At 72.9% G+C, this 15,571-nt stretch carries 12 protein-coding genes; 5 read left to right on the top strand and 7 right to left on the bottom strand.

The genetic code is table 11. The features are described 5' to 3' along the window. The first annotated feature begins 72 nt into the window (after positions 1 to 72). Positions 73 to 2,493, top strand: coding sequence for a hypothetical protein (locus EXU48_RS15300; RefSeq protein WP_133108553.1), 2,421 nt, complete (start codon positions 73 to 75; stop codon positions 2,491 to 2,493). On the opposite strand, the gene EXU48_RS15295 is transcribed toward EXU48_RS15300, so the two are convergent. Then, positions 2,423 to 3,217 carry a glycosyltransferase family 2 protein gene (locus EXU48_RS15295; RefSeq protein WP_133108767.1) on the bottom strand — a complete coding sequence of 265 codons (795 nt, stop codon included), beginning with the start codon at positions 3,215 to 3,217 and terminating at the stop codon, positions 2,423 to 2,425. The genes EXU48_RS15300 and EXU48_RS15295 overlap by 71 nt on opposite strands. 144 nt (positions 3,218 to 3,361) lie before the next feature. Beyond that, on the bottom strand, positions 3,362 to 4,273 hold the full coding sequence (locus tag EXU48_RS15290; RefSeq protein ID WP_133108552.1) for a DUF5926 family protein: 912 nt from the start codon (positions 4,271 to 4,273) through the stop codon (positions 3,362 to 3,364). Positions 4,274 to 4,356: 83 nt separating this feature from the next. Here EXU48_RS15290 and pgm point away from each other — a divergent pair, with 83 nt between their 5' ends. Next, positions 4,357 to 6,036: a phosphoglucomutase (alpha-D-glucose-1,6-bisphosphate-dependent) gene (gene pgm / locus EXU48_RS15285; RefSeq protein ID WP_133108551.1), complete on the top strand. Its 1,680-nt coding sequence runs from the start codon at positions 4,357 to 4,359 to the stop codon at positions 6,034 to 6,036. A gap of 93 nt (positions 6,037 to 6,129) precedes the next feature. Here the strand turns inward: pgm and EXU48_RS15280 are convergent, their stop codons facing one another. Beyond that, on the bottom strand, positions 6,130 to 6,786 hold the full coding sequence (locus EXU48_RS15280; RefSeq protein ID WP_133108550.1) for an MBL fold metallo-hydrolase: 657 nt from the start codon (positions 6,784 to 6,786) through the stop codon (positions 6,130 to 6,132). Positions 6,787 to 6,853: 67 nt separating this feature from the next. Here EXU48_RS15280 and EXU48_RS15275 point away from each other — a divergent pair, with 67 nt between their 5' ends. Together EXU48_RS15275 and EXU48_RS15270 are read left to right on the top strand one after the other, a co-directional pair. Beyond that, complete coding sequence (locus EXU48_RS15275; protein ID WP_133108549.1) at positions 6,854 to 8,083, top strand: MFS transporter; 1,230 nt, start codon at positions 6,854 to 6,856, stop codon at positions 8,081 to 8,083. A gap of 58 nt (positions 8,084 to 8,141) precedes the next feature. Beyond that, the gene (locus EXU48_RS15270; RefSeq protein ID WP_133108548.1) at positions 8,142 to 8,756 is read left to right on the top strand and encodes an ATP-binding protein; all 615 of its coding nucleotides are present in this window, start codon (positions 8,142 to 8,144) and stop codon (positions 8,754 to 8,756) included. 6 nt (positions 8,757 to 8,762) lie between these two features. Here EXU48_RS15270 and EXU48_RS15265 read toward each other — a convergent pair whose 3' ends face one another. From EXU48_RS15265 to EXU48_RS15250, 4 genes are read right to left on the bottom strand one after another with little or no spacing between them, the layout of a single operon-like run. Next, entirely contained in the window at positions 8,763 to 9,473 is a 711-nt protein-coding gene (locus EXU48_RS15265) for an ABC transporter ATP-binding protein (RefSeq protein WP_207947770.1), read from the bottom strand. Beyond that, positions 9,470 to 11,158 carry a branched-chain amino acid ABC transporter ATP-binding protein/permease gene (locus EXU48_RS15260; RefSeq protein ID WP_133108547.1) on the bottom strand — a complete coding sequence of 563 codons (1,689 nt, stop codon included), beginning with the start codon at positions 11,156 to 11,158 and terminating at the stop codon, positions 9,470 to 9,472. Before EXU48_RS15260 ends, EXU48_RS15265 begins: the two co-directional genes overlap by 4 nt. After that, positions 11,158 to 12,039, bottom strand: a complete 882-nt coding sequence (locus EXU48_RS15255; RefSeq protein WP_133108546.1) for a branched-chain amino acid ABC transporter permease — start codon at positions 12,037 to 12,039, stop codon at positions 11,158 to 11,160. The genes EXU48_RS15260 and EXU48_RS15255 overlap by 1 nt, the downstream gene beginning before the upstream one ends. 14 nt (positions 12,040 to 12,053) lie before the next feature. Further along, complete coding sequence (locus tag EXU48_RS15250) at positions 12,054 to 13,226, bottom strand: ABC transporter substrate-binding protein (protein ID WP_133108545.1); 1,173 nt, start codon at positions 13,224 to 13,226, stop codon at positions 12,054 to 12,056. A 321-nt stretch (positions 13,227 to 13,547) separates the two neighbouring features. Between EXU48_RS15250 and EXU48_RS15245 the strand changes: the two genes are divergently transcribed. Continuing rightward, positions 13,548 to 15,545, top strand: a complete 1,998-nt coding sequence (locus EXU48_RS15245; RefSeq protein WP_133108544.1) for a thioredoxin domain-containing protein — start codon at positions 13,548 to 13,550, stop codon at positions 15,543 to 15,545. Positions 15,546 to 15,571 lie beyond the last annotated feature (26 nt).

Below are 15,571 nucleotides of genomic sequence, written 5' to 3'. Positions count from 1 at the left end.
CGCCGCCCGGGCGCACGAATCCCCCGCACCCCCGCACGATTCCTTCGCATCGCGCCTCTACGCTGAGGTGCGATGACCCCGAGCACGACGACCCCGGCGCCGAACGCGCGCTCCCTGCCGCCCCTGTGGCGCGCCCTCGTGGTCGCCGCGTGCGCCGTCGGGCTGTTCCTGCTCACCCCGGCGATGGGCGCCACGGCGACGCCCGACGGCGACCGGCCGGGTCCGGCGGGGACGCTCACCACGGGCGGGGCGCCCCGGGAGGCCGGCACCGACCGGCCGGTCGTGATGATCGGGGTGGCCGGCCTCGCCTGGGCCGACATCACCCCGCAGACCCCGGCCCTGTGGTCGCTGGCCCAGGACTCGGTCGGCTCGCTCGTGGTCCGCAGCGTGCACACCTCGTCGTGCCCCGCCGACGGCTGGCTGGCCATCTCCTCGGGCACCCGGGCCGCGGACTCCCAGGACCCGTGCCGCGACCTGCTCGAGGTCGGGCAGGAGGGGGCCGTGCCGGGGTGGCTCGACTACACCACGGCGGCCGCCGAGGAGAACTTCGACGCCCGGCTCGGGTTGCTCGGCGACGCGGTCGCGAGCACGGGCACCCCCGCGACCAGCATCGGGCCGGGTGCCGCGATCGCGCTCGCCGACTCCACCGGCCACACCCAGGACCACCTCCGTCAGCCGACCGACGCCGAGGAGTGGACCACCCAGACGGCCATCGCGCTCGAGCGCTCCCGGCTGGTGGTGATCGACGCCGGCGACATCCAGGACGCCCCCGGCCCGGTCACGACCGAGCAGTACCACGCGAACCAGGTCCAGGTCGCCGACGAGCACGTGGCCGCGATCGTCCAGGGCATCCTCGACTCCGGGACCGACCCGGTGATCATCCTGTCCGGGATCTCCGACTCCGGTGGCGGCCCGGGCCTGCGCGTACTCGCGGTCAGTGGCCCGGGCCAGGACCAGGCCGTGCTCACCTCCTCCTCGACGCGGCAGGACGGCTACGTCCTCGCGACCGACCAGCAGCCCACCCTCACCGGGCTGCTCGGCATCACCGACGCGATCCCGACCGGGGTCACGATCGGCGCTCCGGCGCGGGCACTCGCGGACCCGGGTGCCGCCGTCGACCGGATCGACCGCCTGCTCGACGACGAGCTGCACGCGCAGGCCGTGCGGCCGCTGGTGCCCACCTACTACTCGATCCTCGTGGTCCTCAACCTCGCCCTGTTCGCCGCGGTCGCCCTGGGTCTGAAGCGTCCGGCCGCGACCCGGATCCGGGCCTTCCTGGCCCGGCGCTTCCCGCGCCGCCGGGCCGACGAGAACCTCGTGGTCGCCCGGTCCGGGGTGCTACGGCTGCTGCGGGTCGTCGCGCTGTCCATCGGGGCGCTGCCGGTCTCCTCGTTCCTGGCGAACCTGCTGCCGTGGTGGCGGGCCACGCCACCGGCGCTCGGGCTGGCCGTGATCACGCTGGGCTGGGTGGCCCTGATCGTCACGATCGCGCTCATCGGGCCCTGGCGCCGACGGGTCCTCGGCCCGGCCACCTGGGTGGCGGCGGTGACCGCGGGGGTGCTCACCGTGGACGTGATCACCGGGGCGACGCTGCAGATCTCGGCCGTGATGGGGGTGCCGACGCTCGTCGCCGGCCGGTTCTACGGCATGAACAACACCTCGTTCTCGCTGTTCACCGTGTCCACCCTGCTGGTCACGGTCGCCATCGCGAACCCGCTGGTCGCGGCGGGACGGCGCAAGCTCGCCGGGGTGATCGTGCTCATCATCGGGATCGTCGCCGCGGTCATCGACGGCGCCCCGGGCATCGGCGCGGACTTCGGTGGCCCGCCGGCGCTGCTGCCCGCGTACGGGCTGCTCGCCCTCATGGCGGCCGGCATCGGGCTCACCTGGCGCCGGGTCCTGGTGGTCCTGGCGGCGGCGGCGGCCGCCACCATCAGCCTCGCGTTCGTCGACTGGCTACGCCCACCGGACGAGCGCACCCACCTCGGCCGCTTCTTCCAGACCGTGCTCGACGGCGGGCTGTGGCCGGTGATCGCGCGCAAACTGGACCAGAACATCACCATCCTGTTCGGGAACCGGCCGCTGACGATCCTCGCGATCTGCGGGGTGCTGACCGTCGTGTTCGTGCTCTCCCGGCCGATCCGCGGCGCGATCACCTCCCCGGGCGGTGGCGGGTACGACTGGCTCTCCGCCGGCACCCCGATCTCCCGGATGGGTAAGGACTCCCCGATGCTGCCCCCGGGCATCATCGCGATCGGCGTTGCCCTGGGCCTCGGCCTGCTGGTCAACGACTCCGGGATCGCCATCCCGGCCATCGGGGTGTCGGTCACGGTGCCGCTGCTGCTCGCAGCCTGCGCCACCTGGATGCTCGCGCTCGAGCCCGCCGACCTGATCCGGGCGAACCAGGAGCCGCTCGAACCGGTCAGCGCTCGGGGCCGGCGGCCTGCCCGGCCTCACCGGAAGGCCCGGCTGCCTCGCTCGGATCGCGGCTGACGCGCTGCTTGTAGTGCCGGAACCGGCGCGCGGCCACGGCCATCGCCACGTCCCGGTACTGCGCGGCCCGGTGCAACTGGCCCTTGAGGTCGCTGCCGGAGGCCCGGTGCCGCAGGTCGCAGGGCACCTCCACCACGGCGAAACCCTGGAGAAGCACGTCGATGGTCATCCCGGTCTCCACGCCCCACCCGCGGGCGAGCGGGGTCGCCGCGTCGAACGCGGCCCGGGTCAGGCACCGCTGCCCGGACAGCGGCTGCGCCGGCGCCCACCCGGTCGCGGCGTGGATGGACCTGCGGGCCAGGCCGGTGACGATCCCCCGGCCGGCGGCGCCCGCCTGCTTCGGCAGGGTCGCGATCGACATGTCCGCCTTGCCGTGCAGCACCGGCGGCACCAGCGGGGCGGCGTTCACCGCGGTCGCCCCGAGGTCGGCGTCCACGAACAGCAGCAGCCGCGCCGGGCCGGTCTCCGCGTCGCGCATGGCCACCACAGCGGCGCCGGTCTCCATCGCGGAGGCCTTGCCCCGGTTGTGGGAGTGCCGGACCACCACGGCCCCGGCCCCCCGGGCCAGGTGCTGGGTGTCGTCCTCGGAGCCGTCGTCGACCACCAGCACGAGGTCCACGTGCGGGATCGCCCGCACGGCCCGCACCGTCGCGGCGATCCGTTCGGCCTCGTCCTTGGCCGGGATCACGACCGCCACCCGCTGGTCGTCCGGCAGGAAGGCCATCCCCGGCGCTTCCGCGGCGGCCCGCCGGGCGGAGTCGGGGGCGCGGCGGCGGATCACGCGTAGGGAACCGCTGCCCCCGGCCGACTCGCTGCTCACTTCTTTACCCTAACCCGATCGTAGCCTTCGAACCTGTTGACCCTCCCACTACCGGAGCGTCACCTGCCGCGACACGATTCCGGCCCGGGCCCGGCGCTCGTCCGCAGTCAGCGGCTCGTCGACCGCGAGCGCTGCGAGGAGACGTTCCTGGTAGGGGCCGAGGACGTCGTCGAGCTCCTCCGCCTCGGTGCCGCGGGCCAGTTCCCAGACCGGGACCACGAGCCCGCTGGAGCGGAACGCGCCGATGAACCGGGCGTCCTCATCGAGGCCGGACTCACGCTTCGCATGCAGCCGGGCGAGTGCGTCGAGGAGCAACTCCTCGTCCTCGGTCCGGGACCAGCGCAGGAACTCCCGCGCACCCATCCGGCACCAGTACGCGGCCTCCACGCCGGGCACCTTCACGGTGGGTACGGTCAGCTGCGCGAACTCCTCGAGTGCGGCCGCCAGCTCCGGTTCCGGCTCCACGCCGTCGGGCACCACGAAGTCGAAGCCCGCGTGAACCGTGACCTCGAACGGGAACTCGGTGTCCAGGACGTCCTGCAGGCGGGGCCCCGGGCCGGGCAGCTCGAAGTGGTCCAGGCTCGTGCCGGGCTCGGTGTCGAGGATCTCCAGCAGGGCCGCAGCGACGTCCCGGCTGGGGTCGGCGCTCGTGGACGCGGTCTGCAGCGCGACCATGATGACGCCGTCGGTGCGGTGCATGGCCGGCAGCATGCCCGGGATCAACGAGGCGACCACGACGTCCCGCGATCCGTGGGCGCTGGTGGTGCGCGCCGTCGCCGTGGCGGCCGGAACCACCTCGCGCATCGCGACCCAGTCCGCCTCCCCCGGCAGACCGGCGAAGGTGCGCCGCACGCCCTCACCCGCGGCGCCCGCGGCGTTCGCCGCCTGAGCCGCCTTGCGCGCGGCGCGACGGGCCGCGACCTTCTCATTGACGCCGTCGGACTTCTTGCGTTTGGCCATGACCGCACCCTATCGACGCCACGGGCGCAGGGCCGAACCCGACCGCTCGCCAGTACCGCCCGAGCGGTGGCAGGATCGAGGACATGCATGAGCGCGCTGGGCAGGTCGCCCTCCCCGAGGACCTCATCGACGTCGACGCCGTCGTCTCCGCCTACTACGACCGGACCCCCGATCCGGACGAGGTGAGCCAGCAGGTGGTGTTCGGGACGTCCGGGCACCGGGGCTCCAGCCTGGACACCGCGTTCAACGAGGCGCACATCGTCGCGATCACCCAGGCGATCGTCGAGTATCGGGCGACGCAGGGCACGGACGGCCCGCTGTACCTGGGCCGCGACACCCACGCCCTGTCCGAACCGGCCACCCGGACCGCTCTCGAGGTCCTCGCCGGCGCCGGGGTGGAGGTGCACATCGACGCCCGGGACTCCTACACCCCGACCCCGGCCGTGTCCCACTCGATCCTGCGCTACAACGGTGCCGGCTCCGCCGAGGGCGTGCGCACGCGCGGGCCCGGCCTGGCGGACGGCATCGTGGTGACGCCCTCGCACAACCCCCCGCGCGACGGCGGGTTCAAGTACAACCCGCCGCACGGTGGCCCGGCCGACTCCGAGGCGACCGGCGCGATCGCACGCCGCGCGAACGCGTTGCTCCGCTCCGGCCTCGACGCCGTCCCCCGGGTGCCCTACGAGCGCGCCGTCGGGGCCGCGACCGTGCACAAGCACGACTTCCTGCTCACCTACGTCGACGACCTGGAGTCGGTGCTGGACCTGGACGCGATCCGCTCCGCCGGCATCCGGATCGGGGCGGACCCGCTCGGGGGCGCCTCCGTGGACTACTGGGCCGCGATCGCCGACCGGCACAGCCTGGACCTGACCGTGGTGAACCCGGTCGTGGATCCGCGGTGGGCGTTCATGACGCTCGACTGGGACGGCAAGATCCGGATGGACTGCTCCTCGCCGTCGGCGATGGCGTCGCTGGTGAACACGATGCGCGCCGAGGGCGCCGCCGCCCCGTACGACATCGCGACCGGCAACGACGCGGACGCGGACCGGCACGGCATCGTCACGCCCGACGGTGGCCTGATGAACCCGAACCACTATCTCGCCGTGGCGATCGCCTACCTGTACTCCCACCGCGACGGCTGGGGTCCGCGCACCGGGGTCGGCAAGACACTCGTCTCGTCCGCGCTCATCGACCGGGTGGTCGGCGGGCTTGGCCGCCCGCTGATGGAGGTGCCGGTCGGGTTCAAGTGGTTCGTTCCGGGCCTGCTCGACGGGTCCGTCGGGTTTGGTGGCGAGGAGTCCGCGGGGGCCTCGTTCCTGCGGCAGGACGGGTCGGTCTGGACCACGGACAAGGACGGCATCCTGCTCGCGCTGCTCGCCTCCGAGATCCAGGCCGTGACCGGCCGCTCCCCCAGCCAGTTGCATGAGGAGCAGGTGGCCGAGCACGGGGAGAGCTGGTACGCCCGGGTGGACGCCCCTGCGACGCGGGAGCAGAAGGCCAGGCTCGGCGCCCTCGCCCCCGACGCCGTCTCGGCGACCGAACTCGCCGGGCAGCCGATCACCGACCGGCTCGTGGCCGCGCCCGGCAACGGCGCCGCGATCGGCGGCCTCAAGGTGACGACCGCGGACGCCTGGTTCGCGGCGCGGCCGTCCGGCACCGAGGACGTGTACAAGATCTACGCGGAGTCGTTCGTCTCCGCCGACCACCTGACCCAGGTGCAGGAGGCCGCCAAGGACGTGGTCAGCCAGGCGCTCGCCGACTGACGCCCAGATCGCTGAGATCGCACCTCACAGTGTGACTTCGCACCGGTGCACGGTGCTAACTCACAACGGCAGGTGCGATCTCAGCGGCCACGGCTAGACCTCCAGGGACTCGCCGACCGCGAGCGCGTCGTAGCGCCCACCGGCCGCCTCGGCCGCGCCGCCCACGAGCCGCGCCATCAACTGCTGCCCGACGGCGGAGGCGTGGCTCTCGTGGATCGGCACCACGTGCGCGGCGCCGACGGCGCCGACCAGGTCCATCACCTCGCCCGCCTTGAGCCAGGGCCCGCTCACCGGGGCGGCCAGCACCGGCATCCCGGTGACGGCGGGCTCGAGGGAGTCGCCCGGGTGGTACAGGACGCCGTTCACGCTGACCCCGACGTTGTCCACCGGCGGTATCGAGGAGTGGATCCGGGCGTGCACCCCGCCGTGGAAGGTCAGCTCGAACGGGCCGACGGTCAAGGACTGACCGGCCTGCACCACCTGGATCCCGATGCCCGCGACCGCCGCCGCCACGGCCGGCGGCCCGAGGAACACGGCGTCCGGGTTCGCATCCCGGAGCGCGGCCAGGTGCTCGGGATGGGCGTGGTCGGCGTGCGCGTGGGTGAGCACGACAGCCGCGACCGGGCCGAGGGAGCCCAGGTCCGGAAGGGTGGAGAACGAGCCCGGGTCGATGACGAGCACCGCGTCGCCGGACCCGGGGTCGCCGTGCTCGACGATCAGGCAGGCATGCTCACGCTTCGTGATCCTCATCGGTGCACGCTACCGCGACGGCGGATCCCCCGGGCAGTGTGGTGGTCGGACGGTGCAAGAATCTATCGTGCTCGCCCCCTACCGCCGCGTGCTGAGCAGGCCCGGCGCCCTCGCCTTCTCGACCGCCGGAGTCCTCGCCCGGCTGCCGATGTCGATGGTCACCATCTCGATCGTGCTGATGATCTCGGCCGTGTACGACACCTACGGCCTGGCCGGCCGGGTGGCCGCCGCCTACGCGCTGGCCCAGGCGGTCTGCGCGCCCCAGATCGCCCGGCTCGTGGACCGGTTCGGGCAGGCGAGGGTGATGCGCCGATCACTCGCGGTCGCGATGACCGGCCTGGTCGCGATCACGGTCGTCGGGTCGGTCCGCGCGGACGAGGTCTGGCTCTACCTCGCCGCCGTGCTCAGTGGTGCGACCGTCGGCTCGATGGGCGCGATGGTACGGGCACGGTGGAACCTGGTGATCGACGGGCCGCGGGAGCTGCACACCGCGTACTCGCTGGAGTCCGCGCTCGACGAACTGGTGTTCGTGATCGGGCCGGTGCTGGCCACGTTCCTGGCCACCTCGATCAGCCCGACGGCGGGACTGGTCACCGCGATCGTCGCGGCCGGGGCGGGCGGGTTCTGGTTCCTGTCCCAGCGGGCCACCGAACCGCCGCCCTCGGGCCGCCCGCCGCAGGGTGAGCACCGCTCGGTGATGCGTTCCGGCGCGATGGTCGTGATCGCGGTCGTGTTCGTCGGGATGGGCATCATCTTCGGCGCCTCGGACGTGGCGACGGTCGCGTTCTCCGAAGCCCACGGCGCGAAGGCGTGGGCCGGTGTGATGCTTGCGGTGATGGCGGCCGGCTCCCTGATCTCCGGTCTGCTCTACGGTGCCCGGGAGTGGGTGGCGCCGCTGTGGAAGCGGTTCGTCGGCGGCGTCATCCTGCTGGCGCTCGGGGTCAGCCTGTTCGTGTGGGTGGACTCCCTGTTCGTCCTGGCGCCGGTGATGTTCGTGACCGGGTTCACGATCGCACCGACGATCATCACCGGCAACGCGCTCGTGCAGGCCCTGGTTCCGTCGTCCCGGCTGACCGAGGGCCTGACCTGGGTGGGCACCGCGATCGGCCTCGGGTTCGCCGTCGGCACGTCCCTGTCCGGACAGGCCGTCGACTCCTTCGGACCACGCGGCGGGTACGTCGTGGTGATGGGCGCCGGCCTCACCGCCGCCCTGCTCGCCATCGCCGCGAGCCGCACGATGCGGGCGGCCGAGACCACCCGGCCGGTGCCCTCCCCGGAGCAGGACCCGCTGCCCTAGATCCGGTCGAGGGCCTCGGCCGGCACCCGCGCGGACACGCCGGTGGCAGGATGCGGGGATGACCTCCGACCTCCCCGCCGCCACCACCCACGAGTGGGCCCAGCCCGTGGACCTGGACCATCTCGCCGCGATCCGTGCCGGCGCCGCCCGCCTGGTCGGCGGAGGCGTGACGCACCTGGTCCAGGAGGTGCTCGCGTACGCCGACGAGGAGGCCGCCGCGGGTGCCCGGACCGGCACCGTGGTGCTCACCCGGTATCCGGACGGTTCCGTCTCGGTGACCGACGACGGGCGCGGCACCGCCGTCCACCGCCGCGCGGACGGGACGGTCATCCGCAAGCCGGTCATGGCGACGAAGGACCTTCGCTTCTTCGACACCACGGAGGCGACGCCGCTCCCGGACGGTCGGGCCCGCCGGGGCATGTCCGTGGTCGCGGCCCTGAGCACCTGGCTGGTGCACACCAACCACCGGGACGAGGGTGCCTGGCGCCAGCGCTACGAACACGGCATCCCGGTCGGCGAGCTCGAGGAGGTCGCGGGCATGACCGGCGCGACCGGCACCACGGTGCACTTCCGGCCGGACCCGGACCTGGTACCGGGCGTCCTCGACGTCCTCGGTCTCGACGGGTTCGACCACCTCCGGATCCAGGTCCGTGAGCCGGACCCACGCGGGTAGGAGTCCTCAGGTCTCCACCCCGAGGTAGGCCTGGACCACCCGGTCATCGCCGAGCAGCTCGGCCGCCGGACCGCTGTGGACGATCTCACCGCTGGCCAGGATGTAGCCGTGATCGGCGGCCCGCAGGGCCCGGCGGGCGTTCTGCTCGACCAGGACCACGGTGGTACCGGAGGAACGGATCTCCCCGATCACGCCGAACACCTCGTCGACGATCCGGGGGGCCAGACCCATCGACGGCTCGTCGAGCAGGATCAGCCGGGGCCGGGCCACGAGGGCACGGCCGATCGCCAGCATCTGCTGCTCGCCACCGGACAGGGTGCCGGCCGGACTCCGTCGGCGCTCGGCGAGGACCGGGAAGCGCCCGTAGACCTCCCCGATGCCGGCCCGGCGGGGTGCCCCGAGCCTGAGGTTCTCCTCGACGGTGAGCGTCGCCAGGATCTGTCTGCCCTCCGGCACCTGCACTAGGCCGGACCGGACCAGCCGGTGGGCGGGCGTTCGGGTGATGTCGCGGCCCTCGAAGAGGATCCGGCCGCCCCGCGGGCGCACCAGGCCGGAGACGGCGTTGATGATCGAACTCTTGCCGGCCCCGTTGGCACCGACCAGGGTCACGAGCTCGCCCGCGGCGGCGTCGAAGCTCACCCCGCGCACCGCCTCCACCCGGCCGTAGCGCACCCGCAGGTCCTCGACCGTCAGGATCGGCCCGGTCAGCCCGGTCATCGTGGTTCCCCCTCGGGCTCGGCACTGCCCAGGTAGGCCTCGACCACCTCGCTGTTCGCGGCCACCTCCTCCGGGGAGCCGGTTGCGATGACCTCACCGAAGTTGAGCACCACGATCCGGGAGCAGGTGCGCATCACCATCGCGACGTTGTGCTCGATCAGCAGGATCGTCAGGCCGTCCCGCCCCAGCGCGCCGATCAGGTCGGAGAGCCCGGCCGCCTCGACGTGGTTCATCCCGGCGGCGGGTTCGTCCAGGATCAGCAGGGACGGGTCCGCGGCGAGCGCGCGGGCGATCTCCAGGCGTCGCTGGTCCCCGTACGAGAGCGCCTTGGCGGGCACTGCGGCCTTGTCCGCAAGGCCGACCCGGCGCAGGCACCGGGCCGCGTGCTGCAGGGCACGTTGCTCGTCGCGGCGGGCGGACGGCAACCAGAGCATCCGGCGCACGAAGGTCGGTCGGGTGAGGACGTGGCTGCCGACGAGGGTGTTCTCCAGGGCGGACAGTCGCGGGAACAACCGGGACTGCTGGAAGGTGCGGCTCACGCCGGCGGCGGCGACCCGGTGCACGGCCGTGCGTCCGGGTCGGATCCCCAGGACCTCGACCGTGCCCGAGGTGCCGCGGACCAGGCCGCTGATCATGTTGACCAGTGTGGTCTTGCCCGCGCCGTTCGGCCCGATCAGGCCGAGGATCTCACCACCGGTGACCTCGAGGTCCACGCCACGCACCGCGTGCACCCCGCCGTAGTCCTTGCTGAGCCCGCGGAGCCGGACCACCGGTTCGCCGTCGGCCGGGTGCTGCCTCGTCTCCAGCCCGGCGGCCTCGCTGCCGAGGTCGGTCCCCGTGACGGCAGGCATCCGGACCCGGCGCGGAACGAGGCTGGCCAGCCCGCCGGGCAGGAACAGGATCACCAGGAGCAACAGCAGGCTGGCCAGGAAGGGCCGGATCCAGCCGGCGTCAATCCCGATCGCCCGCTGCAGGTCCGGCACCAGGGTCAGGAAGATGCTGCCCAGGATCGGGCCGACGAACAGCGTCGAGCCCCCGACCACCGCCGTGACCAGACCATCGATCGCGGTCGTGAACGAGAAGTCCTCCGGCGCGATCAGCCTCACGAAGTACGCCCAGAGGACGCCGTAGAGCCCCGCGAGGGCGCCGGAGGTCACGAACACCTGCAGGCGATGGCGGCCCACGTCGATGCCCATCGCTCGGGCGGCCAGCTCGTCCTCCCGGATCGCGGCCAGCGCCCGGCCGTACCGGGACGGACCCTGCCGCCAGAACCAGTAGGCCACCAGCAGCAGGAACACCCACGCGATCGCGGGGGTCACCACCTTCGGGACCGGCATGCCCTGGGCGCCGCCGAGCGACTCCATGTTGATGATCAGGATGCGCACGGCCTCGGCGAACCCGAGGGTCGCGATCGCCAGGAACACCCCACGCAGATGCATCGTCGGAAGACCCAGCACGATCGAGGCGAGCACGCCCATCGACATCCCGATCGCGACCGCGATCAGCAGCGCCGGGACGTCACCCACCTGCGACGGCGCGGGAGCGAGCGTGGCCGAGCCGAACGCGGCGATGGCCGCGAAACCGGCCTGGCCGAGGCTGAGCTGCCCCGCCACCAGGACGGCGTAGAACGAGAACGCGAAGATCCCGCTGATGGCGATGAACACGAGGGTCGCGTCGCCGGGCATCAGACCTCCCGGACCTTGCGGGTGCCGAACAGTCCCTGGGGACGCACCACGAGGATCAGGAAGAGCAGGCCGAAGGCGACGAGGTCGCGCCAGCTCGAGCCGATGTACTGAACGGTGAAGACCTCCGCGAGGCCGAGCAGCAGGCCGCCCACCAGGGCACCGGGCAGGGACGCCATCCCGCCCACCACGATCACGGCGAGCCCCTTGAGCTCGATCGCACCACCCATGCCCAACTGCGCGCTGTTGACGTTCATGGCGAACAGGGCACCGGCGACCGCGCCGAGCGCGGAGGAGATGGCGAGCGTGGTGGCACTGACGCGGTCCACGTTGACGCCCACCACCCGTGCCGCCGTCGGGTTCTCCGCGGTCGCACGCATGCTGCGGCCCAGTCGGGTCCGACCGACCAGCAGATGCAGCCCGACGGCGAGCACGATCGTGATCAGCAGGATCGCGACCTGCACCCCGGTCACCTGCGCGCCGAGGACCTTGTACGTGGTCTCCGGGAAGGACTCCGCGGGGAAGCGCTTGGTGTCCGGTCCGTAGCGCCACTGCAGCAGCGCGATGAACATGCCCGCGAGCGCGATCGAGGAGATCAGGCCCGCGAAGTGGGCGTCCGCCCGTCCCTTGAGCGGCCGGAAGGCGACCTGCTCGATCACCAGGCCGAGCAGGCCGCCGACCACGAACACCACCGGGAGCGCCGCCCAGATCGAGAGCCCACCGACCGCCACCAGCTCGATCCCCACGAACGCGGCCACGGTGAAGACGGCCGGGTGCGCCAGGTTCAGGCGGTCCAGGACACCGAAGACGAGCGTGAAACCGATCGCGAACAGCGCGTAGATCGAGCCGACGAACAGCCCGTTGAGGAGCTGTTGGACGTCCATCGGGGCTGGGCGCCTCAGCCGAGGACGGCGAACGCGCCGTCCTCGACCACCTGCACGACCGCCTCGTGCTCGGCGTCACGGTCGTCGTTGATCGTCAGCGAACCGAGCACCGTGGGCAGGTCGGCGATGTTGTTCAGGCCGTCCTGGACGTCATCGCGCTCCCCCGAGCAGTTGTGCCGCACGGCGGTGTCGATGATCGTCATCGCGGCGTAGGCCTGGGCGGCGAACTGGTCCGGCGGCCCGCCGAACTCCTGCTCGTACGCGTCCAGGAACTCGACGTTCTCGGCGTTGTCGGAGGTGGAGTTCCAGGCCGCACCGACCACCACGCCCTCCGCCGCCGCTCCGGCGTCGGCCATCAGCTGCGGGTTGTTGAACCCGTTCCCCCCGATGATCGGCACCTCGATGCCGAGATCACGGGCCTGGGTGACCAGTGGGATGGCCGCCTCGATCAGGCCGGACACGACCAGCGCATCGGGCTCGGCGGCCAGGGCCTCGGTGAGCAACGGCCGGAAGTCGGTGTCCGACACCGAGAAGGTCAGGGTGTCGGTCACCTCGACACCCTCGGACTCCAGGGAGGAGGCGAACACCTCGTAGCCGGACTCGGTGAAGGCGTCGTCGTTGCTGTACATCACCACGACCTGCTCCAGGTCGTAGGTCTCGGTGGCCAGGGCGATGGTCTGTGGGATGACCTGCGCCTCGGTCAGGGAGTCCCGGAAGATGTAGTCACCCTGCTCGGTGATCCCGGAGGCCGTGTTGGAGATGGCCAGCACCGGCACACCCGCCTCCTGGGCGATCGGCTGGGCCTGGAACGCGCCATTGGACAGCGTCGGGCCGATGATGATGCTGGTGTCACCGCCGGTGAAGTCCTCGAACACGGTGATGCCCTGCCGCGGGTCGGTCTGGTCGTCCTCGACGGTCAGCTCGTACGTGACGCCGCCCTCCTCGTTCAGGTCCGCGACGGCCAGCTCCAGCCCGTTGCGCTGCGACTCGCCGTAACTGGCCGCCGCCCCGGTCAGCGACAGGGCCGCCCCGACACCGATCGCGGCGGCGATCTCGCAGTCCGCGCCGCTGCCCTCGCCGACGAGTGTCCCGTCACCCGAGCCGCCGCCGTCGTCCGACCCGCAGGCGGCGATGGTGAGCGTGAGCGTGACGGCTGCGGTGGTCCCGATGATCCTTCGTGTGCGCATGATTCCTCCCCGTTGCTGCGCCACCGGGTCGAAACCCGGTCCTGGTCCGCGGGGGTGTGATGCCGGCATGGCCCAAGCCGCCCCTGGCGCACCGAATCCGTGGACACCGATGCCGACGGTCGGTGACCTCCCCCGCTCGAGGCCATGGGTGGGAACACTAGACCCGGGCCACGGGATGCGGAAGGGGATACGTCGACCTGCACCCCGACGCAGTTCCGCGACGTCACGACCGGAAGGGACCTCGTCCTCATCAACCCGTAACTCTGAAGGTGCTGACCGGCCCGGAGTGAGCCCGCTGGACGCGCCGCCTACGGTGGAGACATGGCGAACCTGCTCGCGGACTCGACCTCCCCGTACCTGCGCCAGCACGCGGACAACCCGGTGCACTGGCAGGAGTGGGGCCCCGAAGCGCTCGCGCAGGCTCGCGAGCGCGACGTGCCGATCCTGCTCAGCGTCGGCTACGCGGCCTGCCACTGGTGCCACGTGATGGCCCACGAGTCGTTCGAGGACGAGACCGTGGCCGCGGCGGTCAACACCGACTTCGTGGCGATCAAGGTGGACCGCGAGGAACGCCCGGACATCGACGCCGTCTACATGCGCGCCACCCAGGCGATGACCGGCGCGGGCGGGTGGCCGATGACCTGCTTCCTCACGCCCGCGGGCGAGCCGTTCCACTGCGGCACCTACTACCCGAAGGCCCCGTTCCTCCAGCTCCTGCGGGCCGTGCACGAGGTGTGGCGGGACAACCGGTCCGCCGTCGTGGACGGCGGCGTGAAGATCGCCGACGACCTGCGCACGCTCGCCGACGTCGGCGCGCCGATGCCGATCGGCGAGGACCAGCTCGCCGACGCCGTCAGCCACCTCCGCCTCGACTTCGACCCCCGCCGTGGCGGCTTCGGATCCGCGCCGAAGTTCCCCCCGTCTATGGTGCTGGAGTTCCTGCTCCGCCACGCCGCCCGCACCGGCTCGGGGCCGGCGCTCGCGATGGCGGAGGCGACCTGCGAGGCGATGGCCCGGGGCGGCATCTACGACCAGCTCGCCGGCGGGTTCGCCCGGTACTCCGTGGACGCGGCCTGGGTGGTGCCGCACTTCGAGAAGATGCTCTACGACAACGCCCAGCTGCTGCGCGTGTACCTGCACCTGTTCCGTGCTGGAGGTGCCGCGGGCTCGGCGCTCGCCCGGCGCGTGGCCACCGAGACCGCCGAGTTCCTGCTGCGCGACCTCGGCACCGCGCAGGGCGGCTTCGCCTCCGCGCTGGACGCGGACACCGACGGCGAGGAGGGGCTCACGTACGTGTGGTCGCCCGCCGAGGTGTCCGACGTCCTGGGGCCCGACGGCGTCGCTGCGGCCGAGCTGCTGGGCGTCAGTCCCGAGGGCACGTTCGAGGCGGGCCGCTCGACCCTGCGGATGGTCGGGGAGCCGCCGGCGCAGTGGCCGCAGTGGCGGGCCGCGCTGCTCGCGGCCCGGTCACGGCGGCCGCAGCCGGCGCGGGACGACAAGGTGGTCACGAGCTGGAACGGCCTGGCGATCGCGGCGCTGGCCGAGGCGGGCGCGCTCCTGGACCGACCCGAGTGGGTGGCCGCCGCGACCCGGTGCGCGGACTTCCTGCTCGCGGTGCACGTCGTGGCGGGCGAATCGGGCCCACGCCTGCTGCGCACCTCCCGTGACGGTGTCGCCGGCGACGCCGCCGGGGTCGCCGACGACTACGGCAACCTCGCCGAGGGCCTGCTCGCGCTACACCAGGCCACGGGCGAGCGCCGCCTGCTGGACGCGGCGGAGGGTCTGCTCGGCACCGCGCTGGCCCACTTCGCCGACGGCGACGGCGGCTTCTTCGACACCGCGGACGACGCCGAGGCCCTGGTCATCCGCCCGCGCGGGCTGGGTGACAACGCGGAGCCCTCGGGCACCTCGGCCCTGGCCGGGGCGCTGCTGACGTTCTCCGCGTTGACCGGCCGGTGGCGTGCGGAGGCCGACGCCGCCATCGCAGCCGGCGGCGAGGTGGCCCGCCGCGACGCCCGGTTCGCCGGCTGGACGCTCGCCGTGGCCGAGGCGGCCCTGGCCGGGCCGGTGCAGGTGGCCGTGGTCGGGACCGACGAGGTCGCCGAGGAGATGGTCCGGCTCGCACGGGCGAGCACGTCGCCGGGCCTGGTGCTCGCGTTCGGCGCGCCCGAGGACCCGCACCCCCTGCGCGTCGACCGGCCCCTGCTGCGCGGCGGCTCCGCCGCGTACGTCTGCCGCGGGTTCGTCTGCGACCTGCCCGTCGGCACCACAGCGCAGTTGCGCGAGCAGCTCGAGGCGGCCACCGACCGCCGATCCTGACAGCCCCGACCCCCACCCCGACCGCG

The organism is Occultella glacieicola, assembly GCF_004353825.1.
Lineage (GTDB): Bacteria > Actinomycetota > Actinomycetes > Actinomycetales > Beutenbergiaceae > Occultella > Occultella glacieicola.
Note: the sequence above shows the minus strand (reverse complement) of the source record. Positions and strands in the feature narration are given on the sequence as shown.